Origin of the sequence: Stappia indica (assembly GCF_009789575.1) — a bacterium.
In the GTDB taxonomy this organism is placed as follows: Bacteria; Pseudomonadota; Alphaproteobacteria; order Rhizobiales; family Stappiaceae; genus Stappia; species Stappia indica_A.
Map to the genome: position 1 here is coordinate 524,688 of NZ_CP046908.1, position 20,692 is coordinate 545,379.

Genomic DNA, 20,692 nt, shown 5'->3' on the forward strand with positions numbered 1-20,692 from the left:
CGTTGCCATGGACGGACCGCCCCGCGGTGCCGTCCCTGGTGCGTTTTGAAGGCCCGTCCGGCGGACGCCTCCGCCGCCCGCGGGCAACCAGGAGCCAAGGCCATGGCCTACGCCGATAATCACACCGCCCCCCATCACGCAGAAAGCCACGGTTCCGACCGCGACGCAGCCGCCAGGGATTTCTGGCGCGAGGAAATCGAAGGCGACCGCCTCCACGAGGAATGCGGCGTGTTCGGCATTCTCGGCCATGACGACGCCGCCGCCATCACCGCGCTCGGCCTTCACGCCTTGCAGCACCGCGGCCAGGAAGCCGCCGGCATCGTCACGTTCGACGGCAACCAGTTCCGCTCCGAGCGGCACCTCGGCCTCGTCGGCGACCACTTTTCCGACGCCGAGACGATCCGCCGGCTCAGCGGCCCCTACGCCATCGGCCATGTGCGCTACTCGACCTCCGGCGAGACCATCCTGCGCAATGTCCAGCCGCTCTTCGCCGAACTCGACGGCGGCGGTATCGCCGTCTGTCACAACGGCCACTTCACCAACGCGATGACCCTGCGCCGCAAGCTCATCAAGGAAGGCGCGATCTGCCAGTCGACCTCCGATTCGGAGGTGGTTCTCCAGCTCGTCGCGCGCTCGCGCAAGGACAAGATCGTCGACCGCTTCATCGACGCCATCACGCAGATGGAGGGCGCCTACTCGCTGGTCGCCCTGACCCGCAAGAAGCTGATCGGCGCCCGCGACCCGTTCGGCATCCGTCCGCTGGTCCTCGGCGACCTCAACGGCGCGCCGATCTTCGCCTCCGAGACCTGCGCGCTCGACATGATCGGTGCCAAGTTCATCCGCGAAGTGGAGAACGGCGAGGTGGTCGTCTGCACCCCCGGCGGCATCGAGAGCTACTTCCCCTTCGGCCGCCGCCCCGCCCGCCCCTGCATCTTCGAATACATCTACTTCTCCCGCCCGGATTCGATCCTCGGCGGCCGCAGCGTCTATAACGTGCGCAAGGAGTTCGGCCGCCAGCTGGCGCTGGAGACCCCGGTCGAGGCGGATGTCATCGTCCCGGTGCCGGATTCCGGCGTTCCGGCGGCGCTCGGCTTCGCCGATGCTTCCGGCATCCCCTTCGAGCTCGGCATCATCCGCAACCACTATGTCGGCCGCACCTTCATCGAGCCGACGCAGCAGATCCGCACCCTCGGCGTCAAGCTGAAGCACTCGGCCAACCGCGCCCAGATCGAGGGCAAGCGCGTGGTGCTCGTCGACGACAGCCTGGTGCGCGGCACCACGTCGCTGAAGATCGTGCAGATGATCCGCGACGCCGGCGCCCGCGAGGTCCATTTCCGCCTCGCCTCGCCGCCGATCCGCTTCTCCGATTATTACGGCATCGACACGCCGGTGCGCGAGAAGCTGCTGGCCGCGAAATACAGCCTCGAGGAAATGCGCAACTATATCGGCGCCGACACGCTCGCCTTCCTCTCGGTCGACGGCATCTACAAGGCCATCGGCTATGAGGGGCGCAACAACGAGGCGCCGCAGTTCACCGACCATTGCTTCACCGGCGACTACCCGACGCCGCTGACCGACATGGCTGAAGACGGGGACGTCACGCACATGCCCCGTCTCGTCGAAGTAGGATAACGGACAGGACATGACGAAACGCTTCGAGGGACGGGTTGCCGTCGTCACCGGCGCCTCCCGCGGCATCGGATATTTCACCGCGAAGGCGCTGGCCGCCGAGGGAGCGCACGTCATCGCGCTCGCCCGCACAGTCGGCGGCCTGGAGGAACTCGACGACGAGATCCGCTCGGACGGCGGTCAGGCGACGCTGGTTCCGGTCGACCTGACGGACTACGACGCCATCGACCGGCTCGGCGCCGCCATCCATGAACGATGGGGCAAGCTCGACATCCTGGTCGGCAATGCCGGCATTCTCGGCGGCCTGTCGCCGCTCGGGCATGTCTCGCCGCGGATCTGGGACAAGGTGATGGCGATCAACGTCACCGCCAACTGGCGGCTGATCCGCTCGCTCGACCCGCTCCTGCGCCAGTCGGATGCCGGCCGCGTGCTGTTCCTGTCCTCGGGCGCCGCACACAAGTGCAAGGCCTTCTGGGGCCCCTACTCCGTCTCCAAGGCGGCCCTTGAGGCCTTGGTGCGCACCTATGTCGCCGAGACCGCGCAGACGCCGATCACCGGCATGCTGGTCAATCCCGGCGCAACCCGCACCGCGATGCGGGCCGAGGCGATGCCGGGCGAAGATCCGCAGACCCTGCCGCATCCGTCCGAGGTTGCAGCGTCCCTGCTCGACTTCGTGACACCGGACAACACCGCCAACGGCCAGCTCTTCGACTTCCCGTCGAAGGAGCTGCGCGACTTCGTACAAGTGTCCTCCTGACGCTGTCCCGGGTCGCCCGGATAGCTAGAACGAAAAAGCCCTGCGTCCGCGACGCAGGGCTTTTTTTCTTGAGGCGATACGCTTTTCCAGAAAGCCGGAAGGCCGCAGATTACGGCGCGTCGTCCTTGTCGTCCTCGCTCAGGTGATCGAGATCGGTGTCCTCGTCCTCGGCGCCCAAGGCCGCCTCGTCCGCGTCTTCCACCGCCGGGTCGGCCTTGCGATAGCGCTCGTACCAGTGCCAGGCAAAGGGGATCGACACGAGATAGGCGGCCGCTCCCAGCGCCAGCACCTCGAACGGATAGCTCGCCAGCAAGGCAACCAGGAACACGGCGGCCACGAAGAGCGGCAGCACGAGGTCGCGGCGCACGCGCGTGCCCAGCTTCTTGCCCGAGAAGGTCGGCAAGCGGCTGACCATCAGCAAGGCAATCACCACCACATAGACCGCGACCGCCGGCGCCAGCTCCGGCCAGTGCGGCAGGATGCCGACGAATTCGAGATAGACGGGAAACAGCACGCTCAAGGCGCCGGCCGGCGCAGGAACGCCGGTGAAGAAGTTCACCGACCAGGCGGGCTTGTTCGGATCGTCGATGGAGACGTTGAAGCGGGCAAGCCGCAGGGCCGCCGAGATCGCAAAGATCAGCGCCGCGATCCAGCCGATCGAGCGCACTTCCTGCAGCAGCCAGGAATAGAGGATCAGCGCCGGAGCCACGCCGAAATTGACGAAGTCGGCAAGGGAATCGAGTTCCGCGCCGAATTTCGAGGTGCCCTTGAGCAGCCGCGCCACCCGCCCGTCCAGCGCATCCAGCACCGCCGCGATGACGATGGCGCCGATGGCATAGTCCCAGCGCGACTCCAGCGCCATGCGAATGGCCGTGAGGCCAGAGCACAGCGCCAGCAGCGTCACCAGGTTGGGCAGGATCAGCCGCAGCGGCACCCGGCGGAAACGCGGGGCACGACCGCGCCGGCGGCGCGTTGGGCCAGGATCGTAGGGGGCGAAGGGTCCGGTCATCCGTGGCTGCCGATCAGCTGACACGCGTGAGCACGCTGCTGCGCGTCTCGCTGGTGAGGTCCGCGACCACGGTCTCGCCCGCGATCATCGTCTGGCCGACGGCCACCTTCACGCTGGCCTCCTCCGGCAGGTAGACGTCGAGCCGCGAGCCGAAGCGGATCAGGCCGAAACGCTCGCCCGCGCCGATATTCTCGCCCTCGCGCACGAAGCAGACGATGCGCCGCGCGACGAGGCCGGCGATCTGCACGACGCCGATGCGGGTTTCCCCGCTCTCGATGACAAGGCCGTTGCGCTCGTTCTCCTCGCTCGCCTTGTCGGATTCGGCGTTGAGGAAGCTGCCGGCGCGATAGGCGACGCGGGTGATCCGCCCGCCAAAGGGCGCGCGGTTCACATGGCAGTTGAAGACATTCATGAAGATGCAGACGCGCATCATCGGCTCGCTGCCGAGATCCAGCTCCGGCGGCGGCACCGCCTGACCCACCTGACACACCGTCCCGTCGGCAGGCGAGATGACCAGATCGTCGTCGATCGGCGTCACACGCTGCGGGTCCCGGAAGAAATAGGCGACCCACGCAGTCAGGATCAGGCCGATCCAGAACAGCGGGTCGACGAACCACCCGATGATCAGCGTCGCCGCACCGGCTGCGGCAACGAAGGGCCAGCCCTCACGGTGAATGGGGACGAAGGTCTTGGTGATCGTATCGGTCAGCGACATGGACGGTTCCGTTTATGGCGGCCGGTCGCGGAAGAAAGGGTTCCGCAGACAAGGCGAACCCGCCCCTTTTGCACCGGAGCGGGTCGCAAAATCAATCCATGGCGGCACCTTGCCTCAGGCAAGGCACCTTTCGCCCCCTATTCTGCAGACACCTCCTCGCCGGCGCGCGGCCCGCGCACCACGAAGCCCTCGCTGTCGGCCGTTGCGGCCCGCAGCCGCTCCTCCGCCTCGCTCGCCTCCTGCTGGCGCGCCCACATGGAGGCGTAGAGCCCGCCCTTTGCCAGCAGCTCCTGGTGCCGCCCGCGCTCGACGATCCGGCCCTTCTCCAGCACCAGGATCTCGTCGGCATTGACCACGGTGGACAGGCGGTGCGCGATCACCAACGTCGTGCGATTGCGCGAGACCTGGTCGAGCGCGGCCTGGATTTCCCGCTCCGTATGGGTATCCAGCGCCGAGGTCGCCTCGTCGAGGATCAGGATCGGCGGTGCCTTGAGGATCGTGCGGGCAATCGCCACACGCTGCTTCTCGCCGCCCGACAGCTTCAGTCCGCGTTCGCCCACCTCGGTGCGGTAGCCCTGCGGCAGCGCCTCGATGAAGTCGCCGATCTGGGCCATGCGGGCCGCCTCGCGCACCTCCTCCTCGCTCGCCTCGGGGCGCCCGTAGCGGATGTTGTAGGCGACCGTGTCGTTGAACAGCACCGTGTCCTGGGGAACCATGCCGGTCGCCCGGCGCAGGCTCTCCTGCGTCACGTCCCGCACGTCCTGCCCGTCGATGGTGATGCGACCGCCCGTCACATCGTAGAAGCGGAAGAGCAGCCGCGAGATGGTCGACTTGCCCGCCCCCGACGGCCCGACGATGGCGACCGTGCGCCCGGCCGGAACCTCGAAGGCGATGCCCTGCAGGATCGGCCGGTCCGCATCGTAATGGAAGGTCACGTCCTCGAAGCGCACGGTGCCGCCCTGGACCGCGAGCGGCGTCGCGCCCGGCCGGTCGGTGATCTCCGCCGGCTGGCCGAGCAGCTGGAACATCGCCTCGAGATCGGTAAGGCCCTGGCGGATTTCCCGGTAGAGGAAGCCGATGAAGTTGAGCGGGATCGACAGCTGCAGCAGCAGCGCGTTGATCATCACGAAATCGCCCAGCGTCTGGGTGCCGGCCATCACCGCCCGGGCCGACATCACCATGCAGATCGCCGTGGCAACGCCAAGGATCACCGCCTGGCCGAAATTGAGCCAGGCCAGCGATGTCCAGGTGCGGGTGGCCGCTCGCTCGTAGCCTGCCATCGAGCGGTCGAAGCGCTCCGCCTCCATCTGCTCGTTGCCGAAATACTTCACGGTCTCGAAGTTCAGCAGGCTGTCGATGGCCTTGGAATTCGCCTCGGTATCGTTGTCGTTCATCTCCCGGCGGATGGCGATGCGCCAGTTCGACGTCTGCACCGTGAACCAGGTATAGGCGACGATCATGACCGCGACGACGGCAACGTAGATCCAGCCGAACTGGTACCAGATCACCGCCGCCATCACGCCGAATTCCATCACGGTAGGGATGCCGTTGAGGATGGTGAAGCGGACGATGTTCTCGATGCCCTTGACGCCGCGCTCGATCACCCGCGACAGGCCGCCGGTGCGGCGGGCGAGATGAAATCGCAGCGACAGGGCGTGCAGGTGGCGGAAGGTCAGGAAGGCCAGCTGGCGCACCGCGTGCTGGCCGACGCGGGCAAACAGCGCGTCGCGCAACTGATTGAAGCCGACGAACAGCACCCGCGCCACGTTGTAGGCGATGACCAGCATCACCGGCGCCACCAGCCAGGCCGGCAGGACATCGAGGCCGAGCGTGCCACCGGCAGCCGACGCATCGCCCTGCTGCACGGTCAGCGCATCCGTCGCCCATTTGAAGAAATAGGGCGAGAGCACCGTGACGATCTTCGCCACCACCAGCGCCAGGACGGCAAGGCCGACCCTCGCCTTCAGATCCGGGCGGTCGGACGGCCAGATATAGGGCCAGAGCTGGCCGAGGGTGCGGAAGGTCGAGACCTCGTCCGCCGAAATGCGGGGCGCGGGGCCGGGAACGCCTGAGCGGCGACTTGTCATTCCGTGTCCTTTCGACAGGCATCCATGCGCGTCGCGCTCGCCCCTGCCGGCGCCTCGCAGCAGGCCGCCGCAAAAAGCTCCGCCGCGGCGCCCTCGACCAGCGACCGCGCGCCGTCGGTGAGGCGATAGTGGCAGCAGCGGCCGTTCTCCTCCGCCTCGATCAGGCCCGCCTCGCGCAGGATGGCGAGATGCTGGGAGACGGTGGACTGCGCAAGCGGCAGACCGCGAACGATATCGCCGCAGAAGGCACCTGCGCAGGCGGAGAGCGAGGAGACGATCTCCACCCGCACCGGATGCGACAGGGCCTTGAAGATGCGGGCGAGCCGCTCGCTGTCGATGGCGGCAGCAAGGGGGCGGGCCGGCTCGTCGCGGAGCCGGGCAGCGGTTCGGTCACGCATGGAATACCCATTCATCGTAATTTACCGATGGATGGGTTTTAGTCTGCCTGCCGCTTCCCGACAAGCGACGGCGCAGCTTTTCTTCAGCCGCGGGAGCGCTCGTGCCTGATGAGCGTGTCGGTGGTGAAGATCGCCAGCGAGACCCAGATGAGGCCGAAGGTCGCCAGCCGCACCGGCTCCACCTCCTCGCCATAGACATAGAGCGCCAGCAGGAACTGGATGCTCGGCGCGATATACTGCATCAGCCCGACGGCCGTCAGCGACAGGCGTCTTGCACCGGCCGCGAACAGCGCCAGCGGCACGGCCGTCACGACGCCAGTGCCGAGCAGCAGCAGGAACAGGCTCGGCCGGTCGATCGGCCACACGTCGGGCATCGCAGCGCCGCCGTCGGAAAGGCCCGCATAGACCAGATAGGCAAAGGCCAGCGGCGCCAGCACGATGGCCTCGACCATCAGGCCCGGCGAGGCTCCGACCGCCACCGTCTTGCGCACATAGCCGTAGATGCCGAAGGAGAAGGCCAGCGCGACGGAGACCCAGGGAAAACCGCCGAGCGCCATAGCCTGGACGGCAACGGCTATGGCCGCCAGCACGATCGCCACGGTCTGCCAGCGGCTCAACGTCTCCTTGAGCACGACGAGCCCGATTGCGACCGAAACCAGCGGATTGGCGAAATAGCCGAAGCTCACTTCCAGGATCCGGCCGCGCTCCACCGCCCAGATGAACACCAGCCAGTTGATCGAGATCACCGCCGCGGACAATGCCAGCTTCGACAAGGTCGCGGGATCGCGCAGGATCGCCCCCACCTCGCCGAGCTTGCCGCGAACGCCGAGAAAGATCGCCAGGAACAGCACCGACCACAGGATCCGGTGGGCGACCACCAGATCCGCCGGGATCGCCGCCGTCCACTTGTAGTAGGCCGGCAGGAAGCCCCACAGCAGGAATGCAGAGAGGGCGAAGGCAAGGCCGAGGCGCCGCTCGGCATCGGCCGCCGCGGCTGTCGGTTGGGAGGTCATGATCGCGTGATCCGCTGGGCTGCTGCGAGGCTGCCCGTCAGAGCCCGGCCTTCAGCAGCGTGTAGGTGTGGGAATCGATGAGCGCCTGGAACGACGCATCGACGATATTGCCCGAAACGCCGATCGTGAACCAGCGTTTGTGCGTCCTCTTGTTGTAGCTCTCGATCAATACGCGCGTGACGGCATCCGTGCCGCCATTGAGGATACGCACCTTGAAGTCGGTCAGCTCCATCTCGTCGACGACCGACTGGTAGCGCCCGAGATCCTTGCGCAGGGCCGTGTCCAGCGCGTTGACCGGACCGTTGCCCTCGCCCACCGACATATGCGTCTCGCCGTCGATGTCGATCTTCACCACCGCCTCGGAGACGGTGACCAGCTCGCCGATGGCATTGAAGCGCCGCTCCACCATGACGCGGAACGACAACACGTCGAAATAGCGCCGCACCTCGCCGAGCCGACGGCGGGCCAGCAGCTCGAACGAGGCGTCCGCCGCCTCGTAGGCATAGCCCTGCGCCTCGCGCTCCTTGACGTCGGCGAGCAGCGCATCGAGGCGCGGATCGGCCTTGTCGACGGCGATGCCGAGCCGGGCGAGCTCGCCGATCAGGTTCGACTTGCCGGCCTGGTCGGAAACGAGCACCCGGCGCCGGTTGCCGACGGTCTCCGGCGGCACATGCTCGTAGGTCTCCGGCTCCTTCAGGATCGCCGAGGCATGGATGCCCGCCTTGGTGGCGAAAGCATTCTCGCCGACGTAAGGCGCATGCCGGTCCGGCGAACGGTTGATGATCTCGTCGAAGGCGCGCGAGATCGAGGTGATGTCGGCCAGCGCCTCGGCGCTCACGCCGAGTTCGAACTGCTCCCGGTAGGGAGACTTCAGCATCAGGGTCGGCACCAGCGTGATCAGGTTGGCATTGCCGCAGCGCTCGCCGATGCCGTTGAGCGTTCCCTGGATCTGGCGCACGCCGGCCGCAACGGCGGCCAGCGAGTTGGCGACCGCATGGCCCGTATCGTCATGGGCGTGGATGCCCAGATGCACGCCGGGCACATGCGCGGTAACCGCCCCGACGATCTCCATCACCTCCGAGGGCAGCGTGCCGCCATTGGTGTCGCACAGGACCACCCAGCGCGCGCCGGCCTCATAGGCGGTCTTGGCGCAGGCCAGCGCGTAAGCCGGGTTGGCCTTGTAGCCGTCGAAAAAGTGCTCGCAGTCGATCATCGCCTCGCGGCCGCTCGCCGTCACGGCCTCGACACTGCCGCGGATCGACTCGAGGTTCTCCTCGTTGGTACAGCCCAGCGCCACGCGCACATGATAGTCCCAGCTCTTGGCGACGAGACACACCGCCTCGGCCGCCGAGCCCAGCACCATCTGCAGCCCCGGATCGTTCGCGGCCGAGCGCCCTGCCCGCTTGGTCATTCCGAAGGCGGTGAAGGTCGCCGCCTTCGTGCGCTTGGCCTCGAAGAAGGCCGTGTCGGTCGGATTGGCGCCCGGATAGCCGCCCTCCACGTAATCGACGCCCAGCCGGTCCAGAAGCTCCGCAATCACGATCTTCTCCTCCACCGAGAAGTCGATGCCGGCCGTCTGCGCTCCGTCGCGCAGCGTCGTGTCGAACAGGTAGAGGCGTTCGCGTGTCATGGTCGGGTCCTTGGGGTCGCCGGCCTTTGCGGCCGGTCGTTCGTGGATGGGGGGCCGGCACGGGGCCGGTCAGGCTTTCCCGGGATTGCGTGGCAGGTGAGAGGGGGCGTTCGACCAGGCGTCCTGCGGCCACTCGTCCGGCGGCCAGCTCTCCGTTTCCCGGTCGGGATGCTGGTTGGAACGGATCGTGGCAAGAAACGAGGCGGCCTCCAGATCGTCCATCGTGTCGCGCTCGGGCAGCGCCGAGACGGTGTCGACGTAAGGCAGCTTCGCCTCCACGCCGAACTGGATCTTAGGGGCGATTTCCTCCGGGTGGTCGAACGCACCGATGGCCAGCGCCAGCTTGTCGCCCGGCTCCTCATAGGTGAGCGGCGTTCCGCAGGACGGGCAGAACCCGCGGGTCACATGGTTGGAGGAGCGGAACTGCGCCGGCTCCCCGCGCGTCCATGTCAGTTGCGGGCGCTCGATCGCGACCAAGGGCGCGTAGAAGCCGCCGAACGCCTTCTGGCACATGCGGCAATGGCAGATCGAAGCAGTGCCCAGCGCTCCCTCGACACGAAAGCGGATCGCGCCGCACTGGCACCCACCGGTGTGAATGACCGCGTCAGTCATGTGCTTTCTCCTCTTCGCATGCTTCCAGGATCTTCCTGCAAACCCCATCGAGCTCCTTCAGGACGTCCGGATTCCAGAAACGCAGAACCTTCCATCCCAACCCGGAAAGCGTTTCGTCTCGCAGTCGGTCGACGCGTGCTCCACGGGCCTCACCATGCTGAGAACCATCCAGTTCGACGACAAGACGGTGAGCCGGGGCCGCGAAATCGACGATATAGCCTGCGATTGGCATCTGGCGGCGAAAGGAAATCCCCTCGAGACGATGTCCCCGCAATGCGCGCCAGAGCTTTCTCTCCGCCTCGGTCATGTCCCGGCGAAGTGACTTGGCGTTACCGCGCAGTGCTTTGGCGACCTCGTGATGCGGCATCTCTCAGGACCGTCCCTCACGCTGCCGCAAAACAACACCCCGGGCTATCTCGCCGGGACGTCGCCGCAAGTACCCCTCTCCCCCCTTGAGGGGGAGATGTCTCCGCAGGAGACAGAGGGGGGTGACAAACCTCCCCTCAAAAACCGAGCGTACGAGTGGAGAGCCCCCTACCCCCCTCTGCCGGCTTTGCCGGCATCTCCCCCTCAAGGGGGGAGAGGGACGCGAGGCACTGCCACGCGACCTCTGTTTGCACCTCGCATGGCCCGTCATGGTCACTGCGCCAGCTCCCAGGTCGTCACGCGCTTGCCGGTCGCAGGGTCCTTGCCGTCCTTCAGCACGACGCCGGCATCGGCCAGCTCGGCACGGATGCGGTCGGCCTCGCCCCAGTCCTTCGCCTCGATGAAGGCAAGCCGCTCGGCAATGCGGGCATCCACCTTCGCCATCAGTTCGGGATCGGCAGCCGCTTCCTGAACCGCCTCGACGGCTGCCCGGATCTCGCTCAGGTCGAAGCCGAGGAAGCCGAGCGCATCGGCCAGCGTCTGAGCGGCGGCCGCATCCCCGCCGCGCGCTTCGCGTGCGAGCCCGTGCAGCGCGGCAATGGCCCGCGGCGTGTTGAGGTCGTCGCACAGCGCCTCCACCAGCGCTTCCGGCGGCAGGGTCGCCGCTGCCGGCTGAACGCCCGCGCGGTTGATCAGATCGTCCCAGCGCTGCAGCAGTCCTTCGGCCTCTTCCAGCGCCTTCTCGGTGAAGTCGAGCGGCTGGCGGTACTGCGTCATCAGCAGGACGAGGCGGATGGCCATGCCCGGCCATGGGCGACCGCCCACCTTCTCCGTCTCCAGCAGGTCGTGCAGGGTGATGAAGTTGCCGAGCGACTTCGACATCTTCTCGCCTTCCACCTGCAGGAAGCCGTTATGCAGCCAGTAGCGCGCCATCAGCTTGGTGCCGTGCGCGCAGCAGGACTGGGCGATCTCGTTCTCGTGATGCGGGAAGATCAGGTCGAGCCCGCCGCCATGGATGTCGAAGACGGGGCCCAGGTGATGGGCGCTCATCACCGAGCACTCGATATGCCAGCCCGGACGCCCGCGCCCCCAGGGGCTGTCCCAGCCCGGCTCGTCCTCGGACGACAGCTTCCACAGCACGAAGTCGCCGGGGTTCTTCTTGTGGGCATCGACGGCGATCCGCGCGCCCGCCTTCTGGTCCTCCAGATTGCGCTTGGACAGCTCGCCGTAAGCCGGCATCGAGCCGGTGTCGAACAGCACCTCGCCTTCCGCCTCATAGGCATGCCCCTTGGCGATCAGCGTGCCGATCATCTCGATCATCCCGCCGATATGGGCGGTGGCGCGCGGCTCGTGCGTGGGGGCCAGGCAGCCCAGCGCCTTCACGTCCGCATGGAACTGATCGGCCGTCTTGCCCGTTACCCTGGCGATCGCATCGTTGAGCGGGAGGTCGGGATAGTCGCGCAGGGCCCGCGCGTTGATCTTGTCGTCCACGTCGGTGATGTTGCGCACATAGGTGACGTGATCCTGCCCGTAGAGATGGCGCAGCAGGCGGAACAGCACGTCGAACACGACGACCGGCCGGGCATTGCCGATATGGGCGTAGTCGTAGACCGTCGGCCCGCACACATACATGCGCACGTTCCCGGCGTCCTCCGGCTCGAAGTCTTCCTTCGCCCGGGTCAGCGTGTTGGTCAGTTTCAATCGATGAGCGGAAAGCATGATCGGTCGTCTCCTGGCCAGCTGGCCGGGGCGTCCGTCTCATCTCCCTTGTCGGAGAGCTTCACGCATGAGGGGAACGGCCACAGCCAGCTTTGTCGCTAGCTGCAAATAATGAGAATCGAAATGGTCTTCCGATGGGCCGTGCACATGGCAAGTGTTCTGACCCGTTTGCCTGGCCCGGTCAAGCGTCAAAAGGCGGGTTGCCGCGCCTCGCAGCGGCTTTTCGCTGGCGTTCAACGCGTGTCCTGGATCACACTGGCGTTGAGGAGACTCCGTCATATTAGGGCTGCGGCTCCACCGTATGATGGAGGTCATTTGTGGGAGAAAGTCATGAGCCCCTTCGCCTGTGAGACCCGGCCCCGGCCGGTTGCGTTCTTGCGTCTCGCCAGCGCCGTCCCGGCCCTCGCGCTTGCCGCGCTGCTGTCGGCCACTGCAGTGCCGGCGCACGCCCAGTCGGCCCTGCCGGTGGAAAGCGCGCCGACGGGCAGCGTGCAGGTGGGAGAGGCGCATCTGCCGACCGACCCGCTCGCCATGGCGATCGCCCGGGAGCTGTCGGTCAACACCACGGTGATGCTCGAGGCCTCGGTCAATGCCGGCAGCGAGGAAGAGCTGGAACTCGGCATCCAGGGCTACTACGAGAACCGCGTGTTCCAGCCGCTCTGGGTCAGCGAGCAGGGCCTCAATCCCCATGGCGAGTTGCTGCTGTCCGCCTTCGAGAGGGCGGGCGACCATGCGCTCGACCCGGCCGACTACGCGCCCGACCGGCTGCGCCAGCTGGCAAGCGCGGCGACCGACACCGAGGGCCTCGCGGAGCTGGAAGTCGCGATCTCCAACACTTTCGTCACCTATGCCAACCACCTGACCGCGGGCCGGGTGAAGCCGAACGAGGTCAACCGCTCGCTGAACCTCTTCCCCAAGGCACCGGATCCGGCCGTGGTGCTCGAGTTCGTCGACACGTCCGAGGACTTCGCCGCCGCCATCGAGGGGCTTTCCCCCAATACGCCCAACTATGCACGGCTGAAGACGGCACTCGCCGACTACCGCGCCAAGGAGGCCGCCGGCGGTTTCACCGCCGTTCCCGAGGGCGAGACGCTGAAGCCGGGCATGACCGACACCCGGGCGGAGGCGCTGCGCACCCGCCTGGCCGAGCAGGACCTCTTCACGCCCGGCAGCCATACCGGCGACGTCTATGACGGCGCGCTGGTCGAGGCTGTGAAGCTCTTCCAGGAGCGCCACGGCCTGGAGGTGGACGGCGTCATCGGCAAGAACACGCTCGCCGAGATCAACGTGCCGATCTCCACGCGCATCGACCAGATGGAGCTGAACATGGAGCGGCGGCGCTGGATGCCGGACGATCTCGGCTCCCGCTACGTCTTCGTCAACCTGGCCGACCAGAACCTCAAGGTCGTGGAGAACGACAAGACCGTCCACACCACCCGCGTGGTCGTCGGCAAGCCGTACCATGCCACCCCGGTCTTTTCCGACGAGATGACCTATGCGGAGGTGAACCCCTACTGGACGGTGCCCTACTCCATCGCCACGACCGAATACCTGCCGATGCTCAAGCGCGACCCCGGCGCGCTGCTGGCCAAGAACATCCGCGTCTTCTCGGGGAACCGCGAGATCGATCCCTGGTCGGTCGCCTGGGGCTCCTACAGCCGCGCCAGCTTCCCCTTCACGCTGCGCCAGGATCCCGGCGAGGGCAACGCGCTCGGCCGCATCAAGTTCATGTTCCCGAACAAGTTCAACATCTACATCCACGACACACCGTCGAAGTCGCTGTTCGACCGCGCCCAGCGTTCCTTCAGCCATGGCTGCATCCGCGCCGAGGACCCCTTCGACCTTGGCCAGGCCCTGCTCGGCTCCGACGGCTGGACGAAGGGCAAGCTGGAGGCGGTGCGCAACAGCGGCGAGCGGCGGGTGATCAAGCTGTCGAAGCCAATGCCCGTCCACCTCACCTATCTGACCGCCTGGGTGAACAAGGACGGCTCGGTGCATTTCCGCCGCGACATCTACGACCGCGACAAGGTGCTGGCCAAGGCAATCGCCCAGTTGCGGCCCGCCAATCTCTGACGGGGACCGGCCCTCGCCCGCTCAAACGTTAAAGGCGCCGCTCCGCAAGGGCGGCGCCTTTACCAATCTGAACGGCACATAAAGGCACGTCTCAGCACGGGTTCAGTCGCCCCGATGCATCATCGGCACAGTTCAAGGCCCAGCGTATCGGAGCCAGTGCCATGCAGACGACCCTTTCTCCCCTCCTCGATCGCAGCGGACGCCTGGTCCGCCAGCTCGTCGCCGCGTCCCTCTTCGGAGCGCTCATGCTGGCGCCGGTCGCGGGATTCGTTTTTGCCACCGACATGACGTCCAGAAACCGGGACGACATTGCGTTTCATGCACCTTCCCTGTGCACGAAGGATAAAATCGGCTGCATTATTAACCCTCAGGGACATAGTTCGACTTTTAGCAATCGCTGATATCTTGCGTCGAAGGAATTGTTCCACTCTAATGCCGCGACTTCGAATTGCAGACTGGCGAGCTCCTCCTGCGTGAGCGGGCTGGCCGTTGCGGCTCGAGGCCGATGTGCTGTGCAGCGGCGGGATCGGGGCCGCCTCTTGCACCCAACGGCGTTCGGGAAGGACGGAAATGATCGACGCGCTTCAGGAAAAGGCCGAGGATGCGGCGAGCTTTCTTAAGATGCTCGCCTCTGCCCCGCGCCTCATGCTGCTGTGCCATATGGCCAACGGCGAAACCAATGTCGGCCAGCTCGCCGATTTGACCGGCATGCGCATGCCGACCGTCTCGCAGCAACTCGCCTTGCTGCGGGCGCAGGGTCTGGTGCGCACACGCCGCGAGGGCACCACCATCTATTACAGCCTCGACAGCGAGATTGCCCAGGACGTCCTGGCCCTGCTGGAGAAGCATTTCTGTCCTCCCGAGGCGATGGCAGCCCGCAAAGGCAGGCGGCTGGAGACGACCGGCGCCGGGTGACCGTCGCCGGGTGACCGCCGCCGCCACGCACCTGTCAGCGGCCGCATCTGTCCGACGCGGCGCGCAGATCCGGCGGGTCAGTTGTCCAGCCAGTCCCCGCAGCGCGGCGCGCTCGCCTCGCCCCAGGGCATGATCGGCACCGTGGAGGTCGAGTTCTTCGGGCTGCCCTCGATGATCTTGTCGGAATAGACGAGATAGACCAGCACGTTGCGCTTGGTGTCGCAACCGCGCACGATCCGCATCTTCTTGAACAGGAACGAGCGGCGCTGGCGGAACATCTCCTCGCCCTGCTCGAACTTCGCCTTGAAGGTCACAGGCCCCACCTGCCGGCAGGCGAGCGAGATGTCGGACACTTCCTCGGCAACGCCGAGCCAGCCCGACACGCCGCCCTTTTCCGGCACGGTGAAGTGGCAGGCGACGCCCTCGACCAGCGGATCGTCCACCGCATAGGTCGCCAGCTTGTGGTCCGGCGTCAGGAACTTCCAGACCGTCGACTTCTTGAAGATCAGGTCCGGCTCGTCGGCCGACAGGGCCGGCTGCGCCAGCGCCGCGAGCGCGGCGACGGAAAGAACGGCGGCCCGCAGGAAGGATTTCATCATCTCAGTCTCCCGGTATGGTCGAGCCGCATATGGGGGGCGGCCGGAAGAGGCGCAAGCGGTGCGCCCGCCGTCCTCAGATGAAGAGCTTCCCGATCTGGACGGCCGCGACCAGGGGCGAAGGTGTCGACAAGAGCGCCAGCGCCGTAAGGCTCAACAGCCCGAGCACGATGTTGGCGCCTGCCAGTCCGCGCTCGCCGGCCCTTGCAGCCACGCGCCAGCACGCGCCATGGGTCAGAACGACCAGCACGGCCAGAATGGCGGCGGCGAGCATCCCCTGCTCGTCCTGAATGCCGGCGCGAAACAACCCCATCGGCAGGAAGGCGCCTGCCAGCGGCAGCAGCAGCACGTGGTTGAGCACCGTCCACACCAGCACCGGGCTTTGCGGTTTCGGCGGTGCGGCAGCAGCCTTTTCCGGTGCCTGCGTCTTGTCCGCCCGTCCTGCCGTCTTCGCCATCCTGCCGGTCATCCTGTCTGGAACCTGATTGCCCCGCCCCTTGCCTGACTGCCACGCCTGGCCACCGGCCGCAAGCCGATCCGGGAACACCCGATGTCGCACCCTTGCCCGTGTCCCGCCAATCGTTAGAATTGCAACCATACATGCAATGATTGCCGCCGCCGGCCGGGCCTGCCTGTCGCCCACGGCAGCTGAAAGCGAGCACTCGATGAGCGACATGGGCAACGATCAACGGCCTCTCGAGCTGGAAGGGTTCCTCCCCTATCGACTCAACGTGCTCGCCGAGACCGTCAGCCAGTCGCTCGCCGGCATCTATCGCCGGCGCTACGCGATCAGCGTGCCTGAATGGCGGATCATGGCGACCCTCGGCCAATTCGGGACGATGACCGCCAAGGAGATCGGCGCGCACAGCCACATGCACAAGACCAAGGTCTCGCGCGCGGTCGCAAGCCTTGAACATCGCGACTTCCTGCTGCGCAAGGCCAACGCCCGGGACATGCGGGAGAGCTTCCTGCAGCTCACCGACAAGGGCATGGGCGCCTATCGCCAGCTGGTGCCGGAAGCGCATCGTTTCATCGAAGCGCTGGTGGCCCCGCTCGACCCGGCCGACCGGCTGGTGTTCGACCGGGTGCTGGAGCAACTGGCGGGGCGCGCGAAGGAACTGAGCATCGACCTCGACGGCGCGGACACGGTCGCCGCCGGTTAGGTGCGAGTTTACTAAAAGTCGAGCATTTCCTTGTGCCGCGCCGCGACCTGGCGCCATAGTCGGCCCCGTTGGAGCCTGGCTGCGACCAGGCTGCCCCCTTTTGCGCAAGCGGATCGCGTCGATGGCACTCGAGAACGGCATGGGAAAAGGACTGCTGCGCGCCCTCGTGGCTGCGGGCCTGATCCTTGCCGTCGGCGGCCCGGCTGTCGCCGCCAGCTGCTCTGCCCTGCGTGCCGAGTTGCAGCAGATCTCGGCCGGCGGCTCGCGCTCGCCCGAATATGCCAAGTGGGACGAGGCCCACCGCGCCCAGTCGCGCGCCCTGGGCCTGGCCGAGCGCGACTTCCGCCATCTCGGCTGCGGAGGTGCTGCCGGCGCCCCGTCCTGCAAGGGGCTCGGTCCGAAGATCGAAAACATGCGCGCCAACCTCGCCAAGATCGAGCGGCAACGCGCCCGCCATGCCGGAACGACCCGCAGCAATGGCCGCGAGGCGGCCCTGCGCAAGGCTTTGGCCCGTCAGAACTGCGACGCCCCGCGCGAGGCCCATGCCCCCGCCAATCCGGGCATCCGGTCCGCACCGCCCTCCGGCGGCGGCTTTCTGTCGCTGTTCGGCATCGGCCGCCGCAACGAGGCCGTGACGCATCAGGTCGCCGTGGAACAGGACCAGAGCGAGCCGCGGCCGCGTTCGACCGTCCGGTTCAGCTCCGGCGACAGCGCCGCCATCGCGCGCCGTCCTTCCGGCCCGACCTACCGGACCATGTGCGTGCGCATGTGCGACGGGTTCTTCTTCCCCGTGAGCTTCGCCACCGGCGAGGAAGGCTTCGGCCGCGATGCCGCCGTGTGCCGCTCCATGTGCCCCGGCGCCGAGGCCGAGCTCTTCGTCCATCGCAATCCGGGCGAAACGGTCGAGAACCTCGTCTCCGTCACCGGCATGCCCTATGGCGACCTGCCAAATGCCAACCGGTTCCGCGTTTCCTATGTGGAAGGGTGCGGCTGCCAGCCGAGCGCCGACCGCCAGACCATGGCCAGCCTGATCCGCAGCGGCGACGACGAGGCCGCCGCCTACCTGCGCGATGTCGAGACCGGCACCGGGCAGGAGCTGCGCAGCGGCGTTGCTCCCGACGGCCTGCCGACCGACGATGCGCAGGAGGCCATCGAGGCCTTGCAGCTGCAGGACCCGGACACCCGCACCAACATGGAGCTGGGCTACTCGCCCGTGCGCCAGGGCCCGGCCCTGCCGGTCCTCGGCTCGTCCTCGCGCCCGAAGCCGGCGACGGCCGGCGCCGAAAGTGCCGCCGCTGCAGACCCCGGCATGGACGGCCCGTCCGAGCCGCCCGCCGAGCGCAATGTCAGGATAGTCGGGCCGCGCTATTTCGTCGCCCAATAAGCGGCAGCAAGGCCTTCATGTCCGGCCCGTGCTCCTCGCCCGTCAGCGCCTTGCGCAGCGGCAGGAACAACCCCCGCCCCTTGCGGCCCGTCCGCGCCTTCAATGCACCCGTCCAGGTGCCCCAGGTCGTCTCGTCGTAAGGCTCGGGCGGCAGCAGCTCCGTCGCCTCGCGAAGGAACGCACGGTCTTCCTCGGCCACGGGCAGCGGCTCGGGCGCGGTCACGGCGCGCCACCAGCGCGCGGCATCCGCCACCGTCTCGCAATTCTCGCGCACCGCCAGCCAGAAGGCCTCGCCCCCCGGCTGCGCATCGCCAACGCCCATGGCTGACAACCGCTCGGCAACGTCGGCATATGGCAGGGCATGCACCAGCTTCGCGTTGAGCGGCCGTAGCTCCTGCGGATCGAATTTGGCCGACGAACGCGACACGTCGGCAAGGTCGAAGACCTCCGCCAGCCGGGCCAGGCTCTCCGCCGGTTCCACCGCATGGCTGGTGCCTGTGAGAACGGCGAGCGAGGCGACCGCCATCGGCTCGAACCCCTCCTCGCGCAGCGAACGCAGCGACAGCGCGCCCTTGCGCTTCGAGAGGCCCTCGCCGGAAACCGTCGTCAGCAGGTTGTGATGCCCGAAGACCGGCGGGCTCGCATCCAGCGCCTCGAAGATGGCGATCTGCACGCCCGTGTTGGCGACATGGTCCTCGCCGCGGATGACATGGGTCACCCCGGCGGCGATGTCGTCGACGATGGACGGCAGCGTGTAGAGATAACTTCCGTCCTCGCGCACCAGCACCGGATCGGACAGGGAGGCGAGATCGATGCTCTGCGCCCCGCGGCACAGGTCGTCCCAGCTGCGCTCCACCCGCCGCGTGACGAAGGGATCGCCGTCGTGGTTCGGCAGCAGGAAGCGCCAGTGCGGCCGCCGTCCCTCCGCCTCCAGCCGGGCTCGCTCCTCATCACTGAGCTTCAGGGCCGCCCGGTCATAGACCGGCGGGCGTCCGAGCGCCCGCGCCCTTGCGCGCCGCCGCTCCAGCTCGTCCGCCGTCTCAAAGCAGGGATAGAGCAGCCCGGCCGCCTTGAGCTTTTCGGCCGCCGCATCGTAGAGCGGCAGCCGGTCCGACTGGCGGAAGCTCTCATGCGGCGCGATGCCGAGCCAGCCGAGATCCTCCGCGATCGCCGAGGCGAATTCCTCGGTCGAGCGCTCCTTGTCGGTGTCGTCGTAGCGCAGGATGAAGCGCCCCTCGCGGCGCAGCGCGAAGAGCCAGTTGATCAGCGCCGGACGGGCATTGCCGATATGCAGGAAGCCCGTGGGCGACGGGGCGAAGCGAACGGTGACGGTCATGGCCACCTCTTAGCCGGAAGCCGCACCCGTCGCAACGCTGCCCTCCGCCTGCCGCTGGCGCACATGGCGCGACACCAGCGTCAGCGCCAGCGCCGCCAGCAGGCAGTAGAGCGCCATGGCATAGACCTGCAGCGAATAGGCCACGCCGGCATCGATCAGATAGCCGGTCAGGCCCGGCCCCAGCGCCGAGGCGAAGACCATCATCGCCACCGTCACCGAGCGGATCGAGCCGAGGTGCCGCGCACCATAGATCTCCGGCCACAGGGCGCCGAACAGGGTCGAGCTGAAGCCGTAGCTGATGCCGAGCAGCGCCATGAAACCGAAGGCGGCGAAGGGATGCGTGACCGCGCCCAGCAGCACGCAGGCGAGCCCCAGCGGCAGCAGGAAGGTCGGCAGCAGCCGCAGCGCGGTCACCTTGTCCACCAGATAGCCGGCCAGCAGCGCGCAGCTGATCGTCATCGCCGACATGGCCATGAAGGCGGAGGCGAACATCTCCATCGACCAGCCGCGCAGCTCCACCAGGTAGACCTGATGGAAGAAGATCGTCGTCCCGATGAAGGGCGGCGCCAGCGTGCCGGCGGAAATGATCCAATAGGCCGGATCGCGCAGCACTTCGCCGCGGGTCCATTGCCGTTGAACGATGGGCCGCTCATCCGTGTGGATGGTGCCGCGCGGCACCCGCTCCACCTTCAGCAGCAGGAGCAGCGCCGGCAGCGCCACCAGCACCAGCACGCCAACGCCGAGCCACCACGTGCCGCGCCAGCCCAGCAGGCCGGCCAGCGTCACGAAGACCAGCGGCAGGCTCGCCTCGCCGCACTGGATGCCGAGCGAGGCGATGGAGACGGCACGGCCGCGCTGCGCGTCGTACCAGCGGCCCATCGCGGTCATCGCCACATGGGTCATCATGCCCTGGCCGAACAGGCGCAGCCCGTAGAGCACCACGAACAGCATGGCGACCGAGGAGACGCTGGCCATGCCGGCGGTGAACAGGGCGAGCGCGGCCACCACGCCGCCGGAGACCAGCGCCAACGGGAAGCGGTCGACCGCCTTGCCGACGAAGGTCAGCGACAGCGCCGAGCACAGCGTCGCGGCCATGTAGAGCCCGCCGAACGCGCCGTGGCTCAGCCCGAACTCGGCCCTCAGGTCGCCTGCGACCAGCGAGATGAAGTAGGTCTGCCCGAAGCTGGAGAAGAAGGTCAGAAGCAGCCCGGCGCCGAGCCATCGGAGGTTGTCGCGCAGGAAGGTGAAGAAGGGCATGGCAGCATCCGCGGCAAAGGTGGCACGTCCGCA

At 67.3% G+C, this 20,692-nt stretch carries 20 protein-coding genes; 6 read left to right on the plus strand and 14 right to left on the minus strand.

Annotation, left to right across the window (positions count from 1 at the left end; all coding sequences use genetic code 11):
- Nucleotides 1-102: 102 nt before the first annotated feature.
- Nucleotides 103-1,632, plus strand: a complete 1,530-nt coding sequence (gene purF, locus GH266_RS02395) for an amidophosphoribosyltransferase (RefSeq protein WP_158192470.1) — start codon at nt 103-105, stop codon at nt 1,630-1,632.
- Between the two features lie 10 nt (nt 1,633-1,642).
- Nucleotides 1,643-2,386, plus strand: coding sequence for an SDR family NAD(P)-dependent oxidoreductase (locus GH266_RS02400; RefSeq protein WP_158192471.1), 744 nt, complete (start codon nt 1,643-1,645; stop codon nt 2,384-2,386).
- 109 nt (nt 2,387-2,495) lie between these two features.
- Here GH266_RS02400 and pssA read toward each other — a convergent pair whose 3' ends face one another.
- The 9 genes from pssA to cysS form a co-directional block, all read right to left on the minus strand.
- Nucleotides 2,496-3,395: a CDP-diacylglycerol--serine O-phosphatidyltransferase gene (gene pssA, locus GH266_RS02405; protein WP_158192472.1), complete on the minus strand. Its 900-nt coding sequence runs from the start codon at nt 3,393-3,395 to the stop codon at nt 2,496-2,498.
- A gap of 13 nt (nt 3,396-3,408) precedes the next feature.
- Nucleotides 3,409-4,110 carry a phosphatidylserine decarboxylase gene (locus tag GH266_RS02410; protein ID WP_158192473.1) on the minus strand — a complete coding sequence of 234 codons (702 nt, stop codon included), beginning with the start codon at nt 4,108-4,110 and terminating at the stop codon, nt 3,409-3,411.
- A gap of 137 nt (nt 4,111-4,247) precedes the next feature.
- On the minus strand, nt 4,248-6,197 hold the full coding sequence (locus GH266_RS02415) for an ABCB family ABC transporter ATP-binding protein/permease (protein ID WP_158192474.1): 1,950 nt from the start codon (nt 6,195-6,197) through the stop codon (nt 4,248-4,250).
- Nucleotides 6,194-6,595: an ArsR/SmtB family transcription factor gene (locus GH266_RS02420; protein WP_158192475.1), complete on the minus strand. Its 402-nt coding sequence runs from the start codon at nt 6,593-6,595 to the stop codon at nt 6,194-6,196. Before GH266_RS02420 ends, GH266_RS02415 begins: the two co-directional genes overlap by 4 nt.
- Before the next feature lie 83 nt (nt 6,596-6,678).
- Complete coding sequence (gene rarD / locus GH266_RS02425) at nt 6,679-7,608, minus strand: EamA family transporter RarD (RefSeq protein ID WP_158192476.1); 930 nt, start codon at nt 7,606-7,608, stop codon at nt 6,679-6,681.
- Nucleotides 7,609-7,645: 37 nt separating this feature from the next.
- The gene (cimA, locus tag GH266_RS02430; protein WP_158192477.1) at nt 7,646-9,238 is read right to left on the minus strand and encodes a citramalate synthase; all 1,593 of its coding nucleotides are present in this window, start codon (nt 9,236-9,238) and stop codon (nt 7,646-7,648) included.
- Between the two features lie 69 nt (nt 9,239-9,307).
- Nucleotides 9,308-9,850, minus strand: coding sequence for a GFA family protein (locus GH266_RS02435; RefSeq protein WP_158192478.1), 543 nt, complete (start codon nt 9,848-9,850; stop codon nt 9,308-9,310).
- Nucleotides 9,843-10,217: an endonuclease domain-containing protein gene (locus GH266_RS02440; protein ID WP_158192479.1), complete on the minus strand. Its 375-nt coding sequence runs from the start codon at nt 10,215-10,217 to the stop codon at nt 9,843-9,845. Before GH266_RS02440 ends, GH266_RS02435 begins: the two co-directional genes overlap by 8 nt.
- Nucleotides 10,218-10,489: 272 nt before the next feature.
- Complete coding sequence (gene cysS / locus GH266_RS02445) at nt 10,490-11,935, minus strand: cysteine--tRNA ligase (protein WP_158192480.1); 1,446 nt, start codon at nt 11,933-11,935, stop codon at nt 10,490-10,492.
- Nucleotides 11,936-12,265: 330 nt separating this feature from the next.
- Between cysS and GH266_RS02450 the strand changes: the two genes are divergently transcribed.
- Nucleotides 12,266-14,008 (plus strand): L,D-transpeptidase family protein, encoded by a 1,743-nt coding sequence (locus tag GH266_RS02450; RefSeq protein ID WP_158192481.1) that lies wholly within the window; start codon nt 12,266-12,268, stop codon nt 14,006-14,008.
- A gap of 119 nt (nt 14,009-14,127) precedes the next feature.
- Here the strand turns inward: GH266_RS02450 and GH266_RS02455 are convergent, their stop codons facing one another.
- Complete coding sequence (locus tag GH266_RS02455; protein ID WP_158192482.1) at nt 14,128-14,328, minus strand: hypothetical protein; 201 nt, start codon at nt 14,326-14,328, stop codon at nt 14,128-14,130.
- Between the two features lie 250 nt (nt 14,329-14,578).
- Between GH266_RS02455 and GH266_RS02460 the strand changes: the two genes are divergently transcribed.
- On the plus strand, nt 14,579-14,923 hold the full coding sequence (locus tag GH266_RS02460) for an ArsR/SmtB family transcription factor (RefSeq protein WP_158192483.1): 345 nt from the start codon (nt 14,579-14,581) through the stop codon (nt 14,921-14,923).
- Between the two features lie 77 nt (nt 14,924-15,000).
- Here the strand turns inward: GH266_RS02460 and GH266_RS02465 are convergent, their stop codons facing one another.
- Together GH266_RS02465 and GH266_RS02470 are read right to left on the minus strand one after the other, a co-directional pair.
- Nucleotides 15,001-15,522 (minus strand): CreA family protein, encoded by a 522-nt coding sequence (locus GH266_RS02465; RefSeq protein WP_199270428.1) that lies wholly within the window; start codon nt 15,520-15,522, stop codon nt 15,001-15,003.
- Between the two features lie 73 nt (nt 15,523-15,595).
- Entirely contained in the window at nt 15,596-15,976 is a 381-nt protein-coding gene (locus GH266_RS02470; protein ID WP_158192484.1) for a hypothetical protein, read from the minus strand.
- 208 nt (nt 15,977-16,184) lie between these two features.
- Here GH266_RS02470 and GH266_RS02475 point away from each other — a divergent pair, with 208 nt between their 5' ends.
- The gene (locus GH266_RS02475; protein WP_244953763.1) at nt 16,185-16,682 is read left to right on the plus strand and encodes a MarR family winged helix-turn-helix transcriptional regulator; all 498 of its coding nucleotides are present in this window, start codon (nt 16,185-16,187) and stop codon (nt 16,680-16,682) included.
- 121 nt (nt 16,683-16,803) lie between these two features.
- Nucleotides 16,804-18,066, plus strand: a complete 1,263-nt coding sequence (locus GH266_RS02480; RefSeq protein WP_158192485.1) for a DUF2865 domain-containing protein — start codon at nt 16,804-16,806, stop codon at nt 18,064-18,066.
- Here the strand turns inward: GH266_RS02480 and gltX are convergent.
- Complete coding sequence (gene gltX / locus GH266_RS02485; RefSeq protein WP_158192486.1) at nt 18,029-19,402, minus strand: glutamate--tRNA ligase; 1,374 nt, start codon at nt 19,400-19,402, stop codon at nt 18,029-18,031. The genes GH266_RS02480 and gltX overlap by 38 nt on opposite strands.
- 9 nt (nt 19,403-19,411) lie before the next feature.
- The gene (locus GH266_RS02490; protein WP_158192487.1) at nt 19,412-20,659 is read right to left on the minus strand and encodes an MFS transporter; all 1,248 of its coding nucleotides are present in this window, start codon (nt 20,657-20,659) and stop codon (nt 19,412-19,414) included.
- Nucleotides 20,660-20,692: the final 33 nt, after the last annotated feature.

Excerpts from the sequence above, each read along its gene's own strand:
- purF (WP_158192470.1), top strand. The coding sequence starts at position 103 with ATGGCCTACGCCGATAATCACACCGCCCCCCATCACGCAGAAAGCCAC.
- GH266_RS02400 (WP_158192471.1), top strand. The coding sequence starts at position 1,643 with ATGACGAAACGCTTCGAGGGACGGGTTGCCGTCGTCACCGGCGCCTCC.
- pssA (WP_158192472.1), bottom strand. The coding sequence starts at position 3,395 with ATGACCGGACCCTTCGCCCCCTACGATCCTGGCCCAACGCGCCGCCGG.
- GH266_RS02410 (WP_158192473.1), bottom strand. The coding sequence starts at position 4,110 with ATGTCGCTGACCGATACGATCACCAAGACCTTCGTCCCCATTCACCGT.
- GH266_RS02415 (WP_158192474.1), bottom strand. The coding sequence starts at position 6,197 with ATGACAAGTCGCCGCTCAGGCGTTCCCGGCCCCGCGCCCCGCATTTCG.
- GH266_RS02420 (WP_158192475.1), bottom strand. The coding sequence starts at position 6,595 with ATGCGTGACCGAACCGCTGCCCGGCTCCGCGACGAGCCGGCCCGCCCC.
- rarD (WP_158192476.1), bottom strand. The coding sequence starts at position 7,608 with ATGACCTCCCAACCGACAGCCGCGGCGGCCGATGCCGAGCGGCGCCTC.
- cimA (WP_158192477.1), bottom strand. The coding sequence starts at position 9,238 with ATGACACGCGAACGCCTCTACCTGTTCGACACGACGCTGCGCGACGGA.
- GH266_RS02435 (WP_158192478.1), bottom strand. The coding sequence starts at position 9,850 with ATGACTGACGCGGTCATTCACACCGGTGGGTGCCAGTGCGGCGCGATC.
- GH266_RS02440 (WP_158192479.1), bottom strand. The coding sequence starts at position 10,217 with ATGCCGCATCACGAGGTCGCCAAAGCACTGCGCGGTAACGCCAAGTCA.
- cysS (WP_158192480.1), bottom strand. The coding sequence starts at position 11,935 with ATGCTTTCCGCTCATCGATTGAAACTGACCAACACGCTGACCCGGGCG.
- GH266_RS02450 (WP_158192481.1), top strand. The coding sequence starts at position 12,266 with ATGAGCCCCTTCGCCTGTGAGACCCGGCCCCGGCCGGTTGCGTTCTTG.
- GH266_RS02455 (WP_158192482.1), bottom strand. The coding sequence starts at position 14,328 with ATGAAACGCAATGTCGTCCCGGTTTCTGGACGTCATGTCGGTGGCAAA.
- GH266_RS02460 (WP_158192483.1), top strand. The coding sequence starts at position 14,579 with ATGATCGACGCGCTTCAGGAAAAGGCCGAGGATGCGGCGAGCTTTCTT.
- GH266_RS02465 (WP_199270428.1), bottom strand. The coding sequence starts at position 15,522 with ATGATGAAATCCTTCCTGCGGGCCGCCGTTCTTTCCGTCGCCGCGCTC.
- GH266_RS02470 (WP_158192484.1), bottom strand. The coding sequence starts at position 15,976 with ATGGCGAAGACGGCAGGACGGGCGGACAAGACGCAGGCACCGGAAAAG.
- GH266_RS02475 (WP_244953763.1), top strand. The coding sequence starts at position 16,185 with ATGAGCGACATGGGCAACGATCAACGGCCTCTCGAGCTGGAAGGGTTC.
- GH266_RS02480 (WP_158192485.1), top strand. The coding sequence starts at position 16,804 with ATGGCACTCGAGAACGGCATGGGAAAAGGACTGCTGCGCGCCCTCGTG.
- gltX (WP_158192486.1), bottom strand. The coding sequence starts at position 19,402 with ATGACCGTCACCGTTCGCTTCGCCCCGTCGCCCACGGGCTTCCTGCAT.
- GH266_RS02490 (WP_158192487.1), bottom strand. The coding sequence starts at position 20,659 with ATGCCCTTCTTCACCTTCCTGCGCGACAACCTCCGATGGCTCGGCGCC.